Below are 18,747 nucleotides of genomic sequence, written 5' to 3' on the forward strand. Positions count from 1 at the left end.
TCGCCAGTCACCTATTTTATGTCCCTCACATTTTCGCCCCCTGTCCTGGACCGCAGCGCCGATTTGGGCCGCATATTGCAGTTGCAAGGTTTTGCCGTGCTCAGCGCTGAACAAGTGGCTGAGCTCAGCCACGCTTCCATGCCGGAGCTGATGGCCTGGCGCCCCGAATGGAATGACTTGCCGCCTGACGGCTATCTGCGCGACGGCGGACGCTACCGGCGCAGGCGCCATAGCTGCTTTGTGGTGAACGGCGATGCCACTACCCAGGTGCCGCATCGTCCGCACTGGCAACCGCTGGAATACAACGCCCTGCACGGGGGGTTGGAACGCCACTTCGAGCCCATGCACGCTACGCTGGTGGAGCAGCCGGCCTGGTCACAGTTGCTGGTCTGGCTGGGCCGGGTGTGCTCGGACCTCAAAGGGCAGCAGCCTTGGTTTGTCGAGGCGCACCAGTTCCGCATCGATACCACCGATGGCATTGGCCGCCCCACACCGGAAGGCGCGCACCGCGATGGCGTTGACATGGTGGCCGTGTTCATGGTGGAGCGTGCCGGCGTCAAGGGCGGCGAGACCCGGGTGTTTGAGGCCGATGGCCCCAAGGGACAGCGCTTTACCCTCTCGCAGCCTTGGTCCGTGCTGCTGCTGGACGACGCGCGCGTGATCCACGAAAGCACGCCCATCCAACCGCTGGAGCCCAGCGGACACCGCGACACGCTGGTTGTCACCTTACGTTCAGGCGGTTTTCAGTCAGAGGCCTAATATGTAAGCCAGTGGTACGGAAGCACGATCAGAATTTCCGGCCGCAGACCTGTTCTTTTTATCCCGTAACCCATTTCAAGCAATCAGGAGACAAAACATGAGCAAGCGTGAAGTTGTAGTGTTGGGCGCAGCCCGTTCGGCCATCGGTACTTTCGGTGGAGCTTTGGCAGACATCGAGCCCTGCGAGCTGGCCGGCACCGTGATGAAGGAGGCGATTGCCCGTTCCGGCGTGGACCCCAAGGTCATCAACTACGTGACTGTCGGCAACACCATCCCCACGGAAAGCCGCTTTCCCTATGTGGCACGCGTCGCTTCCATCCAGGCTGGCCTGTCCAATGAGTCGGTGGCCATGGCGCTCAACCGCCTGTGCTCTTCCGGCCTGCAGGCCATCGTCACTACGGCACAGAACATCCTGCTGGGCGACTGCGAATACGGCATCGGTGGCGGTGTGGAAGTCATGAGCCGCGCCGGTTACCTGTCCACTGCCATGCGCAATGGCGCACGCATGGGCGACACCAAGATGATTGACACCATGGTGGCCACTCTGACCGACCCGTTCGGCGTGGGCCATATGGGTGTGACGGCAGAAAACCTGGTGACCAAATGGGGCATCACCCGCGAAGAGCAGGACACACTGTCGGTGGAGTCGCACCGTCGTGCGGCTGCTGCCATCGCAGAAGGCCGCTTCAAGTCCCAGATCGTTCCCATCGTGAAGAAGACCCGCAAGGGCGAAGTGGTGTTCGACACCGATGAACACGTCAAGCCCGAGACCACCCTGGAGTCGCTGGCCAAACTCAAGCCCGCGTTCAAGAAGGAAGGCGGCACCGTGACTGCGGGCAATGCCTCCGGCATCAACGACGGTGCGGCCTTCTTCGTGCTGGCCGATGCCGCAGTGGCTGCTTCAGCCGGCCACAAGCCCATTGCCCGCCTAGTGTCCTACGCCGTGGCCGGTGTGCCCAACGAAATCATGGGTGAAGGCCCCATCCCTGCGTCCAAGCTGGCCCTGAAGAAGGCCGGCCTGACGCTGGACCAGATGGATGTGATCGAAAGCAACGAGGCCTTTGCCGCTCAAGCCATTGCTGTTTCCCGCGGCCTGGGCCTGGACATGGCCAAGACCAACCCCAACGGCGGTGCCATCGCCTTGGGTCACCCCATCGGTTGCTCCGGCGCGTTCATCGCAACCAAGCTGATCTATGAGCTGCAACGCATTGGCGGCAAGTACGGCCTGGTGACCATGTGCATCGGCGGTGGCCAGGGCATTGCCTGCGTGTTTGAGCGTCTGTAAGTTCAGTTCCTGACATCTGCCACCGGCTCGGCGCCAAAGTCGGGTCGGGCCAGATAGGCCAGCAATCGCCTTGCCGCATCGGCAGGGCTGGTGAGCTGGCCTTTTTCTTTGAGGGCGGCAAAACCACCCTGGTCGGGAAACTGCGTGGCATCTGCAGTTCGCAACTGCACCTGCATGTCGGTATCGATCACGCCGGGCGCCAATGAGCAGACGCGCGCGCCGTGTGGCAGCAACGCTTCCTCCAGTGCCAGGCAACGGGTGAAATGGTCCATGCCAGCCTTGGCCGCGCAGTAGGCGCCCGACGATGCCATGGCGCGACGACCCAGTCCCGAGGAAATATTCAGCACCTTGCGCGGGACTTGGGCCCAGTGCTGGGTCGCGCCAAGAAAGGCGCCGCACAGCAGCATGGGCGCTTCGAGGCCTACGCGCAGGGCGCGGGCCAGCTCGGTCGCTTCGCCCTCGCGCAAGGGCGTGAGCGCCGGAATCACGCCCGCGTTGTTGATGAGGGTGGCACTGGCCAGCGTATCGGCGTCCAGTGCCAACAGCCAGTCGCCTACTCGCTGCGCCACAGGTGCCGCGTCACTCAGGTCAGCCTGCCACTGCAGCAGCTCGGCGCCGCAGGTGCCAGCCTGTTGAGCCAGTTGCGTGTTGGAGTTTCTTGAGATGCAGAGCAGCAGGGCGTTTGGGGTCAGCAATTGCTCGGCCAGCGCCAGTCCCATGCCACGGGACGCGCCGGTCAGGATGGTGAGGTGTTTTTTCATGGTGCAGCGCCTTGGTTCCGGGTTGAAGCACCGCATTTTGCCTTTCAGTGGACGCTGGGATAATCGCAGCATGCAAGTCAAGACCCCCGAACTCCTCGCCCCAGCCGGTTCTCTGTCCATGCTGGAGACCGCGTTTGCCTTTGGTGCCACTGCCGTCTACGCTGGGCAGCCGCGTTATTCCCTGCGCGTGCGCAACAACGATTTCGGCGACCTGGCCACGCTGGGCGAGGGCATCGCCAAGGCCCATGCGCTAGGCAACAAGTTCTATCTGGTGTCCAACATCTATCCGCACGACAACAAGCTCAAGAGCTATGTGGCCAATATGAATCCGGTCATTGCCTTGAAGCCCGACGCCATGATCATGTCCGACCCCGGCTTGATCATGATGGCGCGCGAGGCTTGGCCAGAGATGGAAATCCACCTATCGGTGCAGGCCAATACGGTGAACTCTGCCGCGGTGAAGTTCTGGAAGAGCGTGGGCATTGCCCGCGTCATCCTGTCGCGCGAACTCTCGCTCGACCAGGTGGAACGCATCCGCCAGGAATGTCCGGACACCGAGCTGGAAGTCTTCGTGCACGGTGCGCTGTGCATCGCCTACTCGGGCCGCTGCCTGCTATCGGGCTACTTCAACCACCGCGACGCCAACCAGGGCAGCTGCACCAACTCCTGTCGCTGGGACTACAAAACCCTTCAGGGCGTGGAAGACGCGTCCGGCGACATCCTCGCGCCCACAGCGGCGGGCGCACGCGAATCTGGCTGCGGCAGTTGCGGCTCTTCCTCGCAGGATTCGGGCAGTGCCCATCCGTCCGGCGTCTACCTCATCGAAGAGAGCCAGCGCCCGGGCAGCTACATGCCCATTGAGGAAGACGAGCACGGCACCTATGTGATGAATTCCAAGGACCTGCGCGCTATCGAACATGTGAAGCGTCTGGTGGATATCGGCATCGACTCGCTCAAGATCGAAGGGCGCACCAAGAGCCCCTACTACGTGTGCCGCACCGCCCAGGCCTACCGCAAGGCGATTGACGATGCGGTGGCCGGACGGGAGCTGGACCCGGCCCTGCTGGGGCAGCTCGAAGGCCTGGCCAACCGGGGCTATACCTCCGGCTTCTTCCAGCGTCACACGCCGGAGGAAACCCAGAACTACCTGCGCGGTTATTCCGAATCGGGCCGCAGCCTGTACGTGGGCGATGCGGTAGCTTTCGATGCGGTGCGCGGCATGGTGCAGGTCAATGCCCGCAACAAGTTCTCGGTGGGTGACACGCTGGAGATCATCCACCCCAGTGGCAACTTTGATGTGCAGATCCAGCGCATGCAGAATGCCGACGGCGAGCCGGTGCAGTCCGCGCTGGGCAGTGGTCACACCGTCTGGATTGATCTGCCGGAAACGGCCGTGGGAGCCTTTGTGGCGCGCTACCTGCAGTCACCTGTGCCAGCATCCCAAGAGGCGGTGGTCGCATGAGCACCCCCATGCAGATCAAGCAGGACGATTTGCGCGGCGCGCAAATCATTGCTTTGCTCCAAGCACACCGGGCCAGCATGTTTGCGCATTCACCACCGGAGAGTGTGCACGCGCTGGACCTGGACGGACTGCGCAAGCCAGAGATCACTTTCTGGTCCGCGTGGGACGGCGAAACATTGCTGGGTTGTGGCGCACTCAAGGAACTGGACGCCACGCAGGCCGAGGTCAAGTCCATGCGCACCGTGGCGGCCCATCTGCGCAAAGGCGTGGCTGCCCGCGTGTTGGCGCACATCGTGCAGGTGGCGCGGGATCGCGGATACGACCGGCTGTATCTGGAAACCGGCACCGCGCCGGCCTTTGCGCCAGCGCGCGCCCTGTATGAGCGCCATGGCTTTGGCTATTGCGGTCCCTTTGCAGACTACGTGGAAGACCCTTTCAGTGTCTTCATGTGCCTGCAATTGCCTGCACGGGCAATGTAGCCCTGCCGGACCTTAAAAGGTCTCCCATTCATCGTCATTCGTCTTGGCTGCTTGCGCGGTTGCCACGGCCTTGGGTTGTGGCAAGGACTTGGGTGCGCTGGCCTTGGCCATGGGAGGTTTGGAAGGTTTGCCGGCCAGAGCTTGGGGCGCACGTGCCGGCTGCGTCACGGCCTTGGGCAAAGACTTTGGTGCGAGCTTGGGCGCCGGGGCGCGTTGGTGCGTGACCTGCAAGGTATCGCTGGCCGAGAGCTTGAAGGTAGAGACCACCTGCACCAGATCGTGGGCTTGCGACCTGAGGCTGCTTGCCGCGGCGGCCATCTGCTCAACCAGTGCGGCATTCTGCTGGGTCACCTGGTCCATCTGGTTGACAGCTTCTCCGACCTGGGATACCCCAGCGGCCTGCTCGCTGCTGGCTGAGCTGATCTCTCCCATGATGTCGGTGACGCGGCGAATGCTGCTCACCACTTCGGCCATGGTGGTTCCGGCCTGATCCACCAGTGCGGTGCCTTGTTCGACCCGTTCCACGCTGGCGTTGATCAGGCTCTTGATCTCCTTGGCCGCTTCGGCCGAGCGTCCGGCCAAGGAGCGCACTTCGCTGGCGACCACGGCAAAGCCGCGGCCCTGTTCGCCCGCACGCGCTGCTTCCACCGCAGCGTTGAGCGCCAGGATATTGGTCTGGAAGGCAATGCCGTCGATGACGCTGATGATGTCGCTGATCTTGCGCGAAGAGTCGTTGATGCCTTTCATGGTCTCCACCACCTGACCGACCACGGCACCGCCTTGTACGGCGACGGTAGATGCGTTGATCGCCAACTGGTTGGCCTGACGTGCGGAGTCGGCGTTCTGGTTGACGGTGCTCGAGAGTTCCTCCATGCTGGCAGCGGTTTCTTCCAAAGCGCTGGCCTGGCTTTCGGTGCGCGAACTCAAGTCCTGGTTGCCCTGGGCGATTTCCGAGCTCGCAGTTGCAACACCTTCGGAACCCACACGCACCTTGCTCACCACTTGCACCAGACTGCCTTGCATGGCTTGAAGACTCTGTAGCAGGGTGCTGATTTCATCGCGACCGCTGGCATCGATGTGCACAGTCAAGTCACCGGCTGCGACCTGTGTTGCGAGCGCATTGGCTTGCGTCAGGGGCTTGGTGATGGAGGAGGACAGCGTCCAGGCCAGGAATACGCTGATGGCCAGTCCGATCACGCCCAGCGCGATCAACAGATTGCGGCTGGACTCGTAGTTCTGGTCGATCTTCTTGGCAAAGGCATTGACCTGGTCACGCTGGTTCTGCAGCAGTTCGCCGATCTTGCTCAGATACAGCTTGGAAGCGGGCGTGAACTTTTCCTCCATCAGCTTGAGTGCCTCATCGGCCTTGCCATCCTTCTTCAGACCGACAATTTCATTGCGAGTATCCAAATAGACCTTACGCAGGTCGCCAATCTCCTTGAACAGACGCTGCTCTTCCGGCAGGTCCATAAGCGGCTCCAAGGCTTTCTGCATTTCGCCTGACATCTTGGTGGACTCTTCCTGGTCCTGCTTGAAATAGTCTGCCAGTGAGGGGTCGCTGCTGCGGGCAATGGCCGCTGTACGGCGCACGCCCGCGGAAATATTGCGGTTCCAATCTGAAGCGAGTCGTTCCGCCATCAAAGGGCCAGCCATCATGTCGCGGGTGGATTCGCCTACCTGGCTCAGGCGCTGAATCGCAATCAACAGCGAAGCCATGGAAAGCACCATGATGAGTGCGAAGGCCAGCGACAGGCGCTGGCCGACTTTCATTTTGGAGTAGATGCTGTTCATTTTGATATCCCCATTTTTTTATCGATGGACACCGCACAGTGTGGCGTTCCAGCGTGCCCAACTACGAGTGATATTACACCCGGTAGAGTACCAATTCGAGCTCTCAAAGACGTGTCTTCAGACTTCTGCACCCTCGACCAGAAAGCGCACTCTACGCACTCCATTCCACTCATCTGCATCCAGCCGGAATGCCAGCTTGACCCGCGGTGGCAATTGTTCGGTGTGGCCGAACCAGATGCCGTCTACCGGCTGGCCCTGGTGTTTGAGCTTGAGCTGCAGATGCTTCTCACCGACCAGGCGTTGTGACACGACCTCCACTTCTTCGCTGAAGGTAGGTGGCGCAAAGCCCTGGCCCCAAACCTCCTTGTGCAAGGTGTCCACCAAGTCCACGCGCAGGTACTGCGGCTCCAGCGGGCCATCGGTTTCCAGGCGGCGGGTGAGGGTGGCGGCGTCCAGCCACTCCTGGGCCACTTCGGTCAGGCCTTGCTCGAAGGCATCCAGACCATCCTCGTGGATGGTGCAGCCGGCCGCCATGGCGTGGCCGCCAAAGCGCAGCAGCACGCCGGGGTAGCGCTTGGCCACCAGGTCCAGCGCGTCACGCAAATGGAAGCCTGGAATGCTGCGGCCCGAACCTTTGAGCTCGTGCTCCTTGCCCGGTGCCTGGCTTGCAGCAAATACGAAACTGGGGCGGTGCAGCTTGTCCTTGATGCGCGAAGCCACGATGCCCACCACGCCTTCGTGGAAGTCCGGGTCGAACACGCACACCGCAGGTGGTGGCTCGTCATCCTCATCAAACAGCGACTCCACGATATCCATGGCCTGGTCGCGCATATCGCCTTCGATGACGCGGCGCTCGCGGTTGATGCCGTCCAGCATCTTGGCCAGCTCGTCGGCCCGTGCGGCGTCATCGGTGATCAGGCATTCGATGCCCAGCGTCATGTCCGACAGGCGGCCGGCGGCGTTGATGCGCGGCCCCAGGGCAAAGCCAAAGTCAAAGGTGGTTGCAGCGCGTGCATTGCGGCCCGCCGCGCTGAACAATGCTGCGAGACCGGCAGGCATGGCACCGGCGCGCACGCGTTTGAGGCCCTGCGCTACCAGTCGGCGGTTGTTGGCATCGAGCTTGACGACGTCGGCGACCGTCCCCAAGGCAACCAGCGGCAACAAGGTGTCCAGTTTGGGCTGACTGGATGCATCAAACACCCCGCGCGCCCGCAGCTCGCTGCGCAGCGCCAGCAGCACATAGAACATCACACCCACCCCCGCCATGGACTTGCTCTCGAAGCTGTCGCCCGGCTGGTTGGGGTTGACGATGACGTCGGCAGCGGGCAACTCAATGGCGCCGGTCTTGCCGTTGGCGGCGGGTAGGTGGTGGTCGGTCACCAGCACCTGCAGCCCCAGCTGCTTGGCATGGGCCACGCCGTCCATGCTGGCGATGCCGTTGTCCACCGTGATCAACACATCCGCGCCGCTGTCGGCCACGCGCTGGGCAATGGGTGCGGTCAGGCCGTAGCCATCGACCACACGGTCCGGCACCAGATAGTCCACGTTTTTCGCTCCCAGCAGGCGCAGGCCACGCAGGGCCACAGCGCAGGCCGTGGCGCCGTCGCAGTCGTAGTCGGCCACGATGCATAGCTTCTTGTTCTGCTCCATGGCATCGGCCAGAAATACCGCGGCTTGGTCTGCGCCCAGCAGCGATGCTGGCGGCAGCAGCCGCGACAGCGCATCGTCCAATTCTTCGGTGCCTTTTACGCCACGCGCGGCGTAAAGCCGCGCCAGCAGAGGATGGATGCCGGCCTGCTCCAGGGTCCAGACGGTGCGCGGCGGTATGTCGCGGGTGGTGATGTGCATGGTGTGACGAAAAAAATCAGAGGTTTTGCAGCAGTGCCGCGATGTCAGTAGGGCCGCGCAAGCCGGTGATGCGTGACCACAGGCTGCGCGTTTGCAGGGAATAGGTCTGGGCGCTGTTCTCTGCGCACAGCGTCAGTTGCACCGGCTGACCAGCGCGCGCTTGCTGCAGCAGCGCGGCCATGGTGCCGCTGTCGATGGCCTGCCAGGCTTGCGCCCAGGCGGCGGCATCGTCCCGCAATGCGGCTTGCTGCAAGTCGGTAACGTGTGCATCGTTTTCAATGGTGTTGGGAACAAAGCCTGCTGGCAAGCCGCCGGTGCCGCTGACCCAGAACGAATTGACGGGCAGCAAAGCGGCGGCAGCGCGGGCATCGTTTACCGGGTGGGTATAGAGCAGCATCTGCATTTCATTCTGCAAACGGCGCAGGCTGCGCGCCTGCGGCTGGCGTGGCAGCCAGTGATCGACCGCGCCGCCGGCAGCGCGTGCCAGTGACGCGGTCTGCAGATCGCGGAACACGGCTCCGCGTGCCAGCCAATGGCCGTCGTGCCAGTCATGCAACTGGATACCATCTTCGGTGAAGAAGCTGCGCATGGTCTCCATCAGGGCGCGGGACTCGGCTTCGCTGATGCGGGAGTCGGCGGGGTCGGCCATGCGCACATGGTCGCTGTTGACCTGCCAGTGGCAGGGGCTTAGCCAGGCCCAGCCTTCATCTTGGCCTGCAGGGGGTAGCTGCAGTTGCAGGGCTTGCAGCGCTGCCCAGGGCACCAGCCCGTCTGCAGCGGGCAGGCCCAGGGCCTGGGCACGCAGTGTTTCCGGCAGGGGAGTGAGCGAATCTTCCTCGCCCTGATGGCGCTGTCCGGGTTGCAGCAGGCGCAGCAGTGCCAGCAGGTTGGGCAATTGCAGTTGCGGCAGCGCCTGCTGGCAGTGCTGCAGGGGCGGCTTGGCGTAGGGAATCAGGGTTGGCATGGGCCTGTATTGTCACGGCTTTGCAAAGCAGCCGTGCTGCAAAGGCAAAGGCGGCGGCCAGATGCCACAATCAGGGCGTGAAACAAATTCCCTATGAGTTGCTGATCGGCTGGCGCTACACGCGCGCGGGCCGCGCCGCCCGGCGTAACGGCTTTATCTCCTTCATCTCCGGCGTATCCATGTTGGGCATTGCCCTGGGCGTGGCTGCGCTCATCATCGTTCTGAGCGTGATGAACGGCTTCCAGAAAGAGGTGCGTGATCGCATGCTCAGCGTGGTCTCCCACATCGAGGTCTACGCCGCCAATGGCCAAGCGCTGCCGGACTTGGCCACCACGCTCAAGGAAGTCAAGGCCCATCCGCAGGTAGTGGGCGCTGCACCTTTCATTGCGGCACAAGCCCTGCTGGCGCGCGGCGAGGACATGAAGGGCGTGATGGTGCGCGGCATTGACCCCGCGCTGGAGCATGAAGTCACCGACCTGGCCGCTGGCCCGCAGGCAGCCGTGCTCAATCAGCTCAAGGCGGGTGAATTCGGCGTGGTGCTGGGGGCCGAACTGGCGCGCAGCCTGGGTGTGCGCACCGGCGACCGTGTCACCCTGGTGGCGCCCAGTGGCGAGGTGACACCTGCGGGTGTGGTGCCGCGCCTCAAGCAGATGACGGTGGTGGGCACGTTTGACTCTGGCCACTTTGAGTACGACTCGGCGCTGTTGATGATGCACTGGCAGGACGCTGCGCGCATCTTCCGCCTCGAAGGGCCCACCGGCGTGCGCCTCAAGCTGCACGACCTGCAGCAGGCGCGCTCGGTGGCGGCGGACCTTGCGCGCACACTGACCGGTGAGCTGTATGTGCGCGACTGGACGCGCCAGAACCGCACCTGGTTTTCCGCAGTGCAGGTGGAAAAACGCATGATGTTCATCATCCTCACGCTGATCGTGGCCGTGGCTGCCTTCAATCTGGTGAGTACGCTGGTGATGACGGTCACCGATAAGCGGGCTGACATCGCCATCCTGCGCACCCTGGGCGCCAGCCCGGGCAGCATCATGGGCATCTTCGTGGTGCAGGGCGCCATGGTCGGCGTCATCGGCACCTTGGCCGGTCTGTTGCTGGGGCTGGGCGTGGCGTTCAACATCGACGTGATCGTGCCGGCGCTGGAGCATGCGCTGGGCGCAACCTTTTTACCGCAAGACATTTACCTGATCAGCCGCATGCCCAGCGATCCCCAGATGAACGACATCCTGCCCATCGCGCTCATATCCCTGGTGCTGGCTTTTGTGGCCACGCTGTACCCGAGCTGGCGTGCCAGCCGCGTCAATCCGGCGGAGGCACTGCGTTATGAGTGATGTAGCTGCCAAGCCCGGTGTGGGCGGCCCGGCGCCGCTCAAGACGGATGCGTCCATCCTGTCGTGCCAGGGGCTGACCAAGCGCTTTGAAGAAGGACGCCTGGACGTCACCGTGCTGCAGGGCGTGGACCTGTCTGTACAACGCGGCGAGACCTTGGCCATCGTAGGTGCCTCCGGCTCCGGCAAGAGCACCTTGCTGCACCTGCTGGGTGGGCTGGATGCGCCCTCCAGCGGCAGCGTGGTGTTGTGTGGCCAGAAGCTGGCCGGGTTGAGTCCGGCAGAGCAGGGGCGCTTGCGCAACCGGCATCTGGGCTTTGTCTACCAGTTCCACCACCTGCTGCCGGAGTTCAGCGCGCTGGACAACGTGGCCATGCCGCTGACCATACGCCGTGTGCCACGGGCCGAGGCGATCCAGGCTGCGACCGACATGTTGACCAAGGTCGGCTTGCAGGGGCGGCTGCAGCACCGTCCCGCAGAGCTCTCCGGTGGTGAGCGCCAGCGCGTGGCCATTGCCCGTGCCCTGGTGACGCGGCCCGACTGCGTGCTGGCCGATGAGCCTACGGGCAATCTGGACCGCAATACCGCCGACGGCGTGTTTGCGCTGATGCTGGAACTGGCGCGCGCCCATGGCACGGCGTTTGTGCTGGTTACGCACGACTCCGGGTTGGCAGCGCGTTGCGACCGGCACTTGTCGCTGGTACAGGGCCAGCTGCAGTCCATTGCCTGAGAGGCCTGCCATGCAATGGATAGACAGCCATTGCCACCTCGATGCCTTCGAGTTTTCGGGCGATGTGCTGCAGGTCCGTGCCGTCGCTGCACAGAACGGCGTCACGCATTGCGTCATTCCCGCGGTGGAGGTGGCCAACTTCGATGCGGTGCGCCTGCTGGCCCACCGAACCGGTGACAGCTACTGCCTGGGCATCCATCCCCTGTATGTGGCGCAAGCTCATGAGGACGACCTGCGCCTGCTGGATGCCCAGCTGACACAGTACCGCGATGATCCGCGTCTGGTGGGGGTGGGTGAAATCGGGTTGGACTACTTTGTGCCGGCCCTGACGCAAAGCCCCTTGCGTGAAAAGCAGGAGCACTTCTACCGCGCCCAGCTCAAATTGGCTCGCCAATACGGCTTGCCGGTGGTGCTGCACGTGCGCCGCTCGGCCGACAAGCTGCTTAAAGCTTTGCGCGACTTGTCCAGCAAGCCCTGGTCTGGCATTGCCCACGCCTTCAATGGCAGCGAAGTGCAGGCGCAGGCGTTCATCCAACTGGGATTCAAGCTGGGCTTTGGCGGTGCGGTCACGTTCGAGCGCGCCAACCAGCTGCGCCGTCTGGCCGTCAGCCTGCCGCTGGATGCGCTGGTGCTGGAAACCGATGCGCCGGATATCCCGCCCCACTGGCTGTATACCACGGCGGAGCAACGTGCCGCCGGCGTCGCGCAAGGGCGCAACACGCCGGGCGAATTGCCACGCATTGCCGCCACCGTGGCGCAGCTGCGTGGCATGGAGCTACGGGCGCTGGCGCAGGCCTGCTGGCAGAACACCACCGCAGCCTTGCCCCGGCTCGCGGCCTTGCTGGTATAAATCCCCATGGCTAGAAAAGACGCAATCATTCTCCCCGAGGTCAATTTTTCAGAGGAAGGGCCCATCCGCCACCTGCATCTGGGCAGTGAGTGGATTCAGGGCTCCATGCTGGTGGACGCACCCAACGTGCTGGTGCACGAATACGTACAACGCATGATGGCGTGGCTGCTGTTCATCGACCCTGCCACGGTCAACCAGCGCCAGGCGGTGCAGCTTGGGCTGGGTGCGGGCTCGCTCACCAAGTTTTGCCACAAGGTGCTGCGCATGAAGAACACCACCGCCATCGAACTCAACCCGCAGGTGCTGCACGCCTGCCGCGGCTGGTTCCATCTGCCAGCGGACAACCCGCGCATGCAGGTGGTGCTGGCCGATGCCTCCGAAGAGATCAAGAAACCGCGCTGGCAAGGCTGTGTGGACGCGCTACAGGTGGATCTGTATGACGAAGAGGCTGCCGCGCCCGTGCTCGACAGCGCCGCCTTTTATGCCGACTGCCGCGCCATGCTGACCGAGGAAGGCTGCATGACGGTCAATCTGTTTGGCCGCGTGTCCAGCTTCCAGGGCAGCGTGGACAAGATTGCCGAGGCCTTTGGCCGGGACGCGGTCTGGGCCTTCAAGTCCACCCGCGAGGGCAATACCGTGGTCATGGCGCAGCGCACTGCGTCACGGCCCAAACGCAGTGTGGTGGAGCCCCGTGCCGAATACATCAGCGCCAACTGGGGACTGCCCGCCGACAAGTGGATGCGCGTCTTCAAACCGGTTGTGCCATGACACCGTCGTCCCACACGTCGCCCAGCCCAGCCGCCAAGCATGCGGGGCCCCTGGACTGGCACATCCTGGTGCAATGGTTGCAGCGTGACGGCGTCATCTCTAACGATGAAGCCCAGCGCACCATTGCCCGCTGCTCGGTGGCGGAAAGCGCGCAGCATCCGCTGCTGCGTCTGGCCGCCGTGGCCATGCGCCGCGATGTGGACCAGAAGCCGCTGGACGTAGAGCTGCTGACCCAGTGGCTGGCCAAGCGCAGCGGTCTGAGCTATCTGCGCATCGATCCGCTCAAGGTGGAAGTGGGCAAGATCGCCGACTCCATGGGCGCAGCCTATGCCGAGCGCCACCGCATCCTGCCTGTTACCGTCACGCCTTCCGAAATCACCGTGGCCACGGCGGAACCCTTTGTCACCGACTGGGTGGCCGAGGTGGAACGCCAGTCGCGCCGCACGGTGCGCCGCGTGGTCTCCAGTCCGCAGGACATCCAGCGCTTTACCGCAGAGTTCTACGCGCTGGCCAAGTCGGTACGCGCAGCCAACAAAAGCGGCGCCAACAATGGCGCCACTTTTGAGCAACTGGTGGAGCTGGGTCGCACCAACAAGCAGCTCGACGCCAATGACCAGGGCGTGGTGCAGGTGGTGGACTGGTTGTGGCAATACGCCTTCGACCAGCGCGCCAGTGACATCCACCTGGAGCCGCGCCGTGAGCAGGGCGTGATCCGCTTCCGCATCGACGGTGTGCTGCATCCGGTTTACCAGATGCCCATGGGCGTGCTCAATGCCATGTGCGCGCGCATCAAGCTGCTGGGGCGCATGGATGTGATCGAACGGCGCCGTCCGCAGGATGGACGCATCAAGACACGCAATCCGCGCGGTGACGAAATTGAAATGCGTATCTCCACCTTGCCCACCGCCTTTGGAGAAAAGATGGTGATGCGCATCTTTGACCCCGACAACGCCGTCAAGGACCTGGATGCCTTGGGTTTCAGCAGCCACGACGCCCAGCGCTGGGAGGCGTTGGTCAAGCGCCCGCACGGCATCATCCTGGTGACCGGTCCCACCGGCTCGGGCAAGACCACCACGCTGTACTCCACGCTCAAACGCGTGGCTACCGAAGAGGTCAACGTCAGTACCGTGGAAGACCCGATCGAAATGATCGAGCCATCCTTCAACCAGACGCAGGTGCAGCCGCAGCTGGACTTCGGCTTTCCGCAAGGCCTGCGTGCCCTGATGCGGCAAGATCCGGACATCATCATGGTGGGTGAAATCCGCGACCTGGAAACGGCGGAAATGGCGGTGCAGGCCGCGCTCACCGGGCACCTGGTGTTTTCCACCCTGCATACCAACGACGCACCCTCCGCCGTGACGCGGCTGCTGGAGCTGGGCATACCGTCGTACCTGATCAACGCTACGCTGCTGGGCGTGCTGGCGCAGCGCCTGGTGCGTACCCTGTGTACCAAATGCCGGGTGCCCGATGAGGAAACCACGCGCGAAAAGCTGGGCGAAATCGTCAAACCCTGGCAGATCAATGGTGGCTACAAACCTTTCAAACCCGTGGGCTGCGTGGACTGCCGCATGACCGGCTTCATGGGGCGCATGGGCCTGTATGAGTTGCTGGAAGTCACCGATGCCTTCAAGGCGCGTGTGACCAAGGAGCCGGTGATTGAAGCCCTGCGCAAGCAGGCCTTGGCCGATGGGATGCGCCCCCTGCGGCTCGCGGGCGCCTTGCGGGTGGCTGAAGGGATGACCGTGGTGGATGAGGTGCTGAGCGCCACCCCACCCATGGACTGAGTTTTTCAGGAGTACGCAGGTGAATCTGAAAAATCAAAAGGACTTCTTTGCTGGCCTGCTCTTCATGGTCATGGGCGTGTGCTTTGCGTGGAGTGCATCGCGCTACACCATTGGCACTGCGGCCCGCATGGGGCCAGGCTATTTCCCGTTGCTGCTGGGCGCATTGCTCACGGTGCTGGGTGGAGTGATCCTGTTCAAGGCATTGGTATTTGAAACCGAGGATGGCGGGCGTATCGCGGGTTGGGCCTGGCGGCCGGTGGCGTATGTGGTGCTGGCCAATCTGGCCTTTGGTGTGTTGATTGGAGGTCTGTCCGCAGTGGGCGTGCCCTCCATGGGGTTGATGCCGGCGGTGTTCGTGCTGACAGTGTTGGCAGCACGGGCAGGCACCGAGTTCCGATGGAAAGAGGTGCTGCTGCTGGCTCTGTTGCTGTCGCTGGGCAGCTACGTCACATTTGTCGTCTTGCTGAAGCTGCAGCTTCCGCTGTGGCCCGTCTTTGCGGCCGTCTGAGCCCTGCGCACCATGGACCTGATCAGCAATCTCGCTCTGGGCTTTGGTGTGGCATTCACACCCATGAATCTGTTGTATGCCCTGGCGGGCTGCCTGCTGGGCACCCTGATCGGTGTATTGCCCGGCATTGGTCCGGTGGCCACCATTGCCATGCTGCTGCCAGCCACCTATGCCTTGCCGCCGGTGTCGGCGCTCATCATGCTGGCGGGCATTTATTACGGCGCACAGTATGGCGGCTCCACCACGGCCATTCTGGTGAATTTGCCGGGTGAGTCCTCGTCGGTGGTGACCTGCATCGATGGCTACCAGATGGCACGCCAGGGCAGGGCAGGGCCGGCACTGGCAGCGGCCGGTCTGGGCTCTTTCTTTGCGGGCTGCGTGGGCACCTTGATACTGGCCGCGTTTGCGCCGGCGCTGACTGTGGTGGCCCTGCAATTCGGCCCTGCGGAGTATTTTTCCTTGATGGTGCTGGGCATGATTGGCGCGGTGGTGCTTGCTTCGGGCTCGCTGCTCAAGGCGATTGCCATGACGGTGCTGGGTCTGCTGCTGGGGTTGGTCGGGACCGACATCAACTCCGGCGTGGCGCGCTTTGCCTTTGACATTCCGGACCTGTCCGACGGCATAGGTTTTGTCGCTATTGCCATGGGCGTGTTCGGCTATGGCGAAATCATCACCAACCTGGCGCAGCCCGAGCATGCGCGCCAGGTGTTTACCAGCAAGGTGCAGGGCCTGTGGCCCACCCGCAAGGACTTCAAGGACATGACACCCGCGGTGCTGCGAGGCACGGCGCTGGGTTCCATCCTGGGAATCCTTCCCGGCGGCGGTGCCTTGCTGGCCTCGTTCGCGTCCTACGCCATGGAAAAGAAGATTCGCGCCAAGCCGGGGGAAGTGCCGTTTGGCGAGGGCAATATCCGCGGCGTGGCAGCGCCCGAGTCGGCCAACAATGCCGGTGCGCAAACTTCGTTCATCCCCTTGCTAACGTTGGGCATTCCACCCAACGCGGTGATGGCACTGATGGTGGGTGCCATGACCATCCACAACATCCAGCCCGGACCGCAGGTGATGACCAGCAACCCCGAGCTGTTCTGGGGACTGATCGCATCCATGTGGATAGGCAACCTGATGCTGGTGGTGCTGAACCTGCCACTCATTGGCATCTGGATCAAGCTGCTCAGCGTGCCCTACCGCTGGCTGTTTCCGGCCATCGTGCTGTTCTGTGCGATCGGGGTCTACACTACCAACAACAGCACGTTTGACATCTGGCTGGTGGCCCTGTTCGGGCTGGTGGGCTATGTGTTCAACCTGCTGGACATGGAGCCCGCGCCGCTGCTGCTGGGCTTCATCCTGGGGCCCATGATGGAAGAGAACCTGCGGCGTGCCTTGCTCTTCTCGCGCGGCGACTGGAGTGTGTTCATCTCGCGTCCCCTCTCGGCCGGCTTGCTGCTCATTGCGCTGCTGCTGGTGATCCTGGTGCTGTTGCCGGCGGTGAAATCGCGCCGACAGGAAGCGTTTCTGGAAGAGTGAGTTGGCGCCACCCTTCACAGACACGGATGCCCAAGAGCGGGCTCTACGAGCGCACGCTTGGCAGGGCTTCGTCGTCAATACCCGGCCGTCAATCCAAAGTCCAACATCACCTGGGCACCGGTAACACCTTCGCATGCGGACGAGAGCAGCCACACAACGTGCTGCGCGACCTCTTGTGGTGACAGGAAGCGTGCGTTCTTTCCCTGGGGGTAGTGCGCAAGCAGATTCTGGAGATAGGCCTCAGGATTGCCGTTGCCATAGCGCTCGGCCTGGAAGCTGAGCATGGGTGAAAAGATGTCTGAGGGGCACAGCGCGTTGACACGCACACCATCACTTGCCAGTTCACGCGCCAACGCTTTTGTCAGAAGCCCCACGCCACCTTTGCTGGCGCAGTAGATGGCCGCTCCGGCGTTGCCCACTACGCCGGCGTCCGAGCTGATGTTCACGATGGCGCCACGACTTTTCTTGAGTGCAGGAATGGCGCGGCTGCACATGAAAAATACGGCTTTCAGGTTGATATCGATGCAGCGTTGCCAATCCGTTTCAGACGCATGTTCGCTAGCGCCTTCTACCCACACGCCCGCGCAGTTGGCCAAGCCATCAAGGCGGTCATGGGTTTGCAGCGCGAGTTGCACGAGTCTTTCTGCCGCATCCGCTTCACCCAAGTTCAGGCACATGGGTGTTGCCCCCAGGAGCTCGGCTTTGACCTGCAGCGCTTCCTGTTGAATGTCTGTCAACACAAGCTTTGCACCCAAAGAGCAGAGGAGGTCGGCAACGGCACCGCCCACACCACCGGCCGCTCCCGTGACCAGAACGACCTTGTCTTTCATCAGGTCTGTTGCAAAGACGTTTGTCATGTTCAGCCTTTGCTTTCTTGCAGGATGTTTCCACCGTCCACGACGACCAGCTCGCCTGTGATGTAACTCGCCCCGGGCATGGCCAGAAAGGCAATGACAGAGGCCATCTCAAGCGCCGTGCCGGCGCGCCCTATGGGGGTATGTTGTGCCGCCTTTGCCTCATGCGCGGTTTGCGACGCCGTCGCAACCCAACCGGGTGCCACACAGTTGACGGTGATTCCACGCGCAGCGACTTCAATGGCCAAGGCTTTGCTCATGCCCACCATGGCCGCCTTTGCGGCACTGTAGACAGACTCTCCAGGGTGGCTGACCAATGGACCGGTGACCGACGAGACATTGATGATCCGGCCAGACTCCTGGCGCAGCATCGCCGGGACAACCGCTCGGGTGACAAGAAAGCAGGTGTTCAAGTTGCGCGCCATGCCGGTATTCCAGTCTTCATCGGACATTTCGGAGAAAGGTGTGAAAGACTCTGCGGAACCCTCCTGGGTCATTCCTGCATTGTTGACAAGGATGTCGATGCGGCCGAAGCGTTCCAGCACCTTGCTGACCATATTCCTTACCTGGGTGGCGTCGGTCAGGTTGGCCCGGTATGCCTCCACGTCGTGTTCAAGCGCATGCAACTCTTTGGCGCGCTCATGTATCCGGTCCCCGGTCGCGCAAATGGCAACACTGCAACCCAGTTCAGCCAGCAGTTTGACCGTCGCAAAGCCAATGCCGGAAGGACTTCCAGCACCAGTCACCAGGGCAATGCGTTTATTCAGATTGAACAATGGGTGCAATTTAGTCTCCACGCCATTCCTTTGAAAATTCGCTGGCGATGCTATCACAATGAAATAACTTGTGATCACATATTGGCTAAATTTGATAGGTTTTGAATAAGGATGGCTGATGCTTTCTTATTTCTTGAGATCACAAGTTAATGATTTTTCATCGACTAGGTGCAGGCCTAACTTGCTTGGTGCCCGGTGGTCACGAACTTGGCAATATCCACTTCGTCGATCTGCTCGGGCAGCAGGTATTTTTCGGCGTAGCGTTTGTAC

General features: G+C 62.5%; 17 protein-coding genes. 11 read left to right on the forward strand and 6 right to left on the reverse strand.

Going from position 1 to position 18,747, the window contains the following annotated elements:
• Positions 1–18: 18 nt before the first annotated feature.
• Both AC1RMF_RS20275 and AC1RMF_RS20280 read left to right on the forward strand, forming a co-directional pair.
• Positions 19–759: a 2OG-Fe dioxygenase family protein gene (locus tag AC1RMF_RS20275; RefSeq protein ID WP_493143877.1), complete on the forward strand. Its 741-nt coding sequence runs from the start codon at positions 19–21 to the stop codon at positions 757–759.
• A gap of 97 nt (positions 760–856) precedes the next feature.
• Complete coding sequence (locus tag AC1RMF_RS20280) at positions 857–2,044, forward strand: acetyl-CoA C-acyltransferase family protein (protein ID WP_493143879.1); 1,188 nt, start codon at positions 857–859, stop codon at positions 2,042–2,044.
• A gap of 2 nt (positions 2,045–2,046) precedes the next feature.
• Here AC1RMF_RS20280 and AC1RMF_RS20285 read toward each other — a convergent pair whose 3' ends face one another.
• Positions 2,047–2,805, reverse strand: coding sequence for an SDR family NAD(P)-dependent oxidoreductase (locus AC1RMF_RS20285; RefSeq protein WP_493143880.1), 759 nt, complete (start codon positions 2,803–2,805; stop codon positions 2,047–2,049).
• Between the two features lie 70 nt (positions 2,806–2,875).
• Between AC1RMF_RS20285 and trhP the strand changes: the two genes are divergently transcribed.
• Positions 2,876–4,267, forward strand: coding sequence for a prephenate-dependent tRNA uridine(34) hydroxylase TrhP (gene trhP, locus AC1RMF_RS20290; protein WP_493143882.1), 1,392 nt, complete (start codon positions 2,876–2,878; stop codon positions 4,265–4,267).
• The gene (locus tag AC1RMF_RS20295; RefSeq protein ID WP_493143884.1) at positions 4,264–4,746 is read left to right on the forward strand and encodes a GNAT family N-acetyltransferase; all 483 of its coding nucleotides are present in this window, start codon (positions 4,264–4,266) and stop codon (positions 4,744–4,746) included. Before trhP ends, AC1RMF_RS20295 begins: the two co-directional genes overlap by 4 nt.
• 12 nt (positions 4,747–4,758) lie before the next feature.
• On the opposite strand, the gene AC1RMF_RS20300 is transcribed toward AC1RMF_RS20295, so the two are convergent.
• From AC1RMF_RS20300 to AC1RMF_RS20310, 3 genes are all read right to left on the reverse strand, one after another.
• A complete protein-coding gene (locus AC1RMF_RS20300) occupies positions 4,759–6,537 on the reverse strand; it encodes a methyl-accepting chemotaxis protein (protein ID WP_493143886.1) in 1,779 nt (592 codons plus the stop codon).
• A gap of 117 nt (positions 6,538–6,654) precedes the next feature.
• A complete protein-coding gene (gene recJ, locus AC1RMF_RS20305) occupies positions 6,655–8,385 on the reverse strand; it encodes a single-stranded-DNA-specific exonuclease RecJ (protein ID WP_493143887.1) in 1,731 nt (576 codons plus the stop codon).
• 16 nt (positions 8,386–8,401) lie between these two features.
• On the reverse strand, positions 8,402–9,349 hold the full coding sequence (locus tag AC1RMF_RS20310) for a hypothetical protein (protein ID WP_493143888.1): 948 nt from the start codon (positions 9,347–9,349) through the stop codon (positions 8,402–8,404).
• A 77-nt stretch (positions 9,350–9,426) separates the two neighbouring features.
• Between AC1RMF_RS20310 and AC1RMF_RS20315 the strand changes: the two genes are divergently transcribed.
• Genes AC1RMF_RS20315 through AC1RMF_RS20345 form a run of 7 tightly spaced genes read left to right on the forward strand, consistent with a single transcriptional unit; the run spans position 9,427 to position 16,847 of the window.
• On the forward strand, positions 9,427–10,686 hold the full coding sequence (locus tag AC1RMF_RS20315) for a lipoprotein-releasing ABC transporter permease subunit (protein ID WP_493143890.1): 1,260 nt from the start codon (positions 9,427–9,429) through the stop codon (positions 10,684–10,686).
• Positions 10,679–11,413: a lipoprotein-releasing ABC transporter ATP-binding protein LolD gene (gene lolD, locus AC1RMF_RS20320; protein WP_493143891.1), complete on the forward strand. Its 735-nt coding sequence runs from the start codon at positions 10,679–10,681 to the stop codon at positions 11,411–11,413. Before AC1RMF_RS20315 ends, lolD begins: the two co-directional genes overlap by 8 nt.
• Positions 11,414–11,423: 10 nt before the next feature.
• The gene (locus AC1RMF_RS20325; RefSeq protein ID WP_493143892.1) at positions 11,424–12,263 is read left to right on the forward strand and encodes a TatD family hydrolase; all 840 of its coding nucleotides are present in this window, start codon (positions 11,424–11,426) and stop codon (positions 12,261–12,263) included.
• Positions 12,264–12,269: 6 nt separating this feature from the next.
• Positions 12,270–13,031, forward strand: coding sequence for a class I SAM-dependent methyltransferase (locus tag AC1RMF_RS20330; RefSeq protein ID WP_493143894.1), 762 nt, complete (start codon positions 12,270–12,272; stop codon positions 13,029–13,031).
• Positions 13,028–14,815, forward strand: coding sequence for a type IV pilus assembly ATPase TfpB (gene tfpB / locus AC1RMF_RS20335; RefSeq protein ID WP_493143896.1), 1,788 nt, complete (start codon positions 13,028–13,030; stop codon positions 14,813–14,815). The genes AC1RMF_RS20330 and tfpB overlap by 4 nt, the downstream gene beginning before the upstream one ends.
• A gap of 19 nt (positions 14,816–14,834) precedes the next feature.
• Positions 14,835–15,323, forward strand: a complete 489-nt coding sequence (locus AC1RMF_RS20340) for a tripartite tricarboxylate transporter TctB family protein (RefSeq protein WP_342618250.1) — start codon at positions 14,835–14,837, stop codon at positions 15,321–15,323.
• 12 nt (positions 15,324–15,335) lie between these two features.
• Positions 15,336–16,847, forward strand: a complete 1,512-nt coding sequence (locus tag AC1RMF_RS20345) for a tripartite tricarboxylate transporter permease (RefSeq protein ID WP_493143898.1) — start codon at positions 15,336–15,338, stop codon at positions 16,845–16,847.
• A 74-nt stretch (positions 16,848–16,921) separates the two neighbouring features.
• Here the strand turns inward: AC1RMF_RS20345 and AC1RMF_RS20350 are convergent, their stop codons facing one another.
• Together AC1RMF_RS20350 and AC1RMF_RS20355 are read right to left on the reverse strand one after the other, a co-directional pair.
• Complete coding sequence (locus AC1RMF_RS20350; protein WP_493143900.1) at positions 16,922–17,704, reverse strand: SDR family NAD(P)-dependent oxidoreductase; 783 nt, start codon at positions 17,702–17,704, stop codon at positions 16,922–16,924.
• 2 nt (positions 17,705–17,706) lie between these two features.
• Positions 17,707–18,486 carry an SDR family NAD(P)-dependent oxidoreductase gene (locus AC1RMF_RS20355; protein WP_342618247.1) on the reverse strand — a complete coding sequence of 260 codons (780 nt, stop codon included), beginning with the start codon at positions 18,484–18,486 and terminating at the stop codon, positions 17,707–17,709.
• Positions 18,487–18,747 lie beyond the last annotated feature (261 nt).

It is taken from the genome of Rhodoferax sp. GW822-FHT04A08 (genome assembly GCF_058801025.1).

What these genes read in the sequence shown, in the direction of transcription:
- trhP (WP_493143882.1), top strand. Translation starts at nt 2,876, where the DNA reads ATGCAAGTCAAGACCCCCGAACTCCTCGCCCCAGCCGGTTCTCTGTCC.
- AC1RMF_RS20325 (WP_493143892.1), top strand. Translation starts at nt 11,424, where the DNA reads ATGCAATGGATAGACAGCCATTGCCACCTCGATGCCTTCGAGTTTTCG.
- AC1RMF_RS20275 (WP_493143877.1), top strand. Translation starts at nt 19, where the DNA reads ATGTCCCTCACATTTTCGCCCCCTGTCCTGGACCGCAGCGCCGATTTG.
- tfpB (WP_493143896.1), top strand. Translation starts at nt 13,028, where the DNA reads ATGACACCGTCGTCCCACACGTCGCCCAGCCCAGCCGCCAAGCATGCG.
- recJ (WP_493143887.1), bottom strand. Translation starts at nt 8,385, where the DNA reads ATGCACATCACCACCCGCGACATACCGCCGCGCACCGTCTGGACCCTG.
- AC1RMF_RS20280 (WP_493143879.1), top strand. Translation starts at nt 857, where the DNA reads ATGAGCAAGCGTGAAGTTGTAGTGTTGGGCGCAGCCCGTTCGGCCATC.
- AC1RMF_RS20300 (WP_493143886.1), bottom strand. Translation starts at nt 6,537, where the DNA reads ATGAACAGCATCTACTCCAAAATGAAAGTCGGCCAGCGCCTGTCGCTG.
- AC1RMF_RS20330 (WP_493143894.1), top strand. Translation starts at nt 12,270, where the DNA reads ATGGCTAGAAAAGACGCAATCATTCTCCCCGAGGTCAATTTTTCAGAG.
- AC1RMF_RS20310 (WP_493143888.1), bottom strand. Translation starts at nt 9,349, where the DNA reads ATGCCAACCCTGATTCCCTACGCCAAGCCGCCCCTGCAGCACTGCCAG.
- AC1RMF_RS20350 (WP_493143900.1), bottom strand. Translation starts at nt 17,704, where the DNA reads ATGACAAACGTCTTTGCAACAGACCTGATGAAAGACAAGGTCGTTCTG.
- AC1RMF_RS20345 (WP_493143898.1), top strand. Translation starts at nt 15,336, where the DNA reads ATGGACCTGATCAGCAATCTCGCTCTGGGCTTTGGTGTGGCATTCACA.
- AC1RMF_RS20295 (WP_493143884.1), top strand. Translation starts at nt 4,264, where the DNA reads ATGAGCACCCCCATGCAGATCAAGCAGGACGATTTGCGCGGCGCGCAA.
- AC1RMF_RS20285 (WP_493143880.1), bottom strand. Translation starts at nt 2,805, where the DNA reads ATGAAAAAACACCTCACCATCCTGACCGGCGCGTCCCGTGGCATGGGA.
- lolD (WP_493143891.1), top strand. Translation starts at nt 10,679, where the DNA reads ATGAGTGATGTAGCTGCCAAGCCCGGTGTGGGCGGCCCGGCGCCGCTC.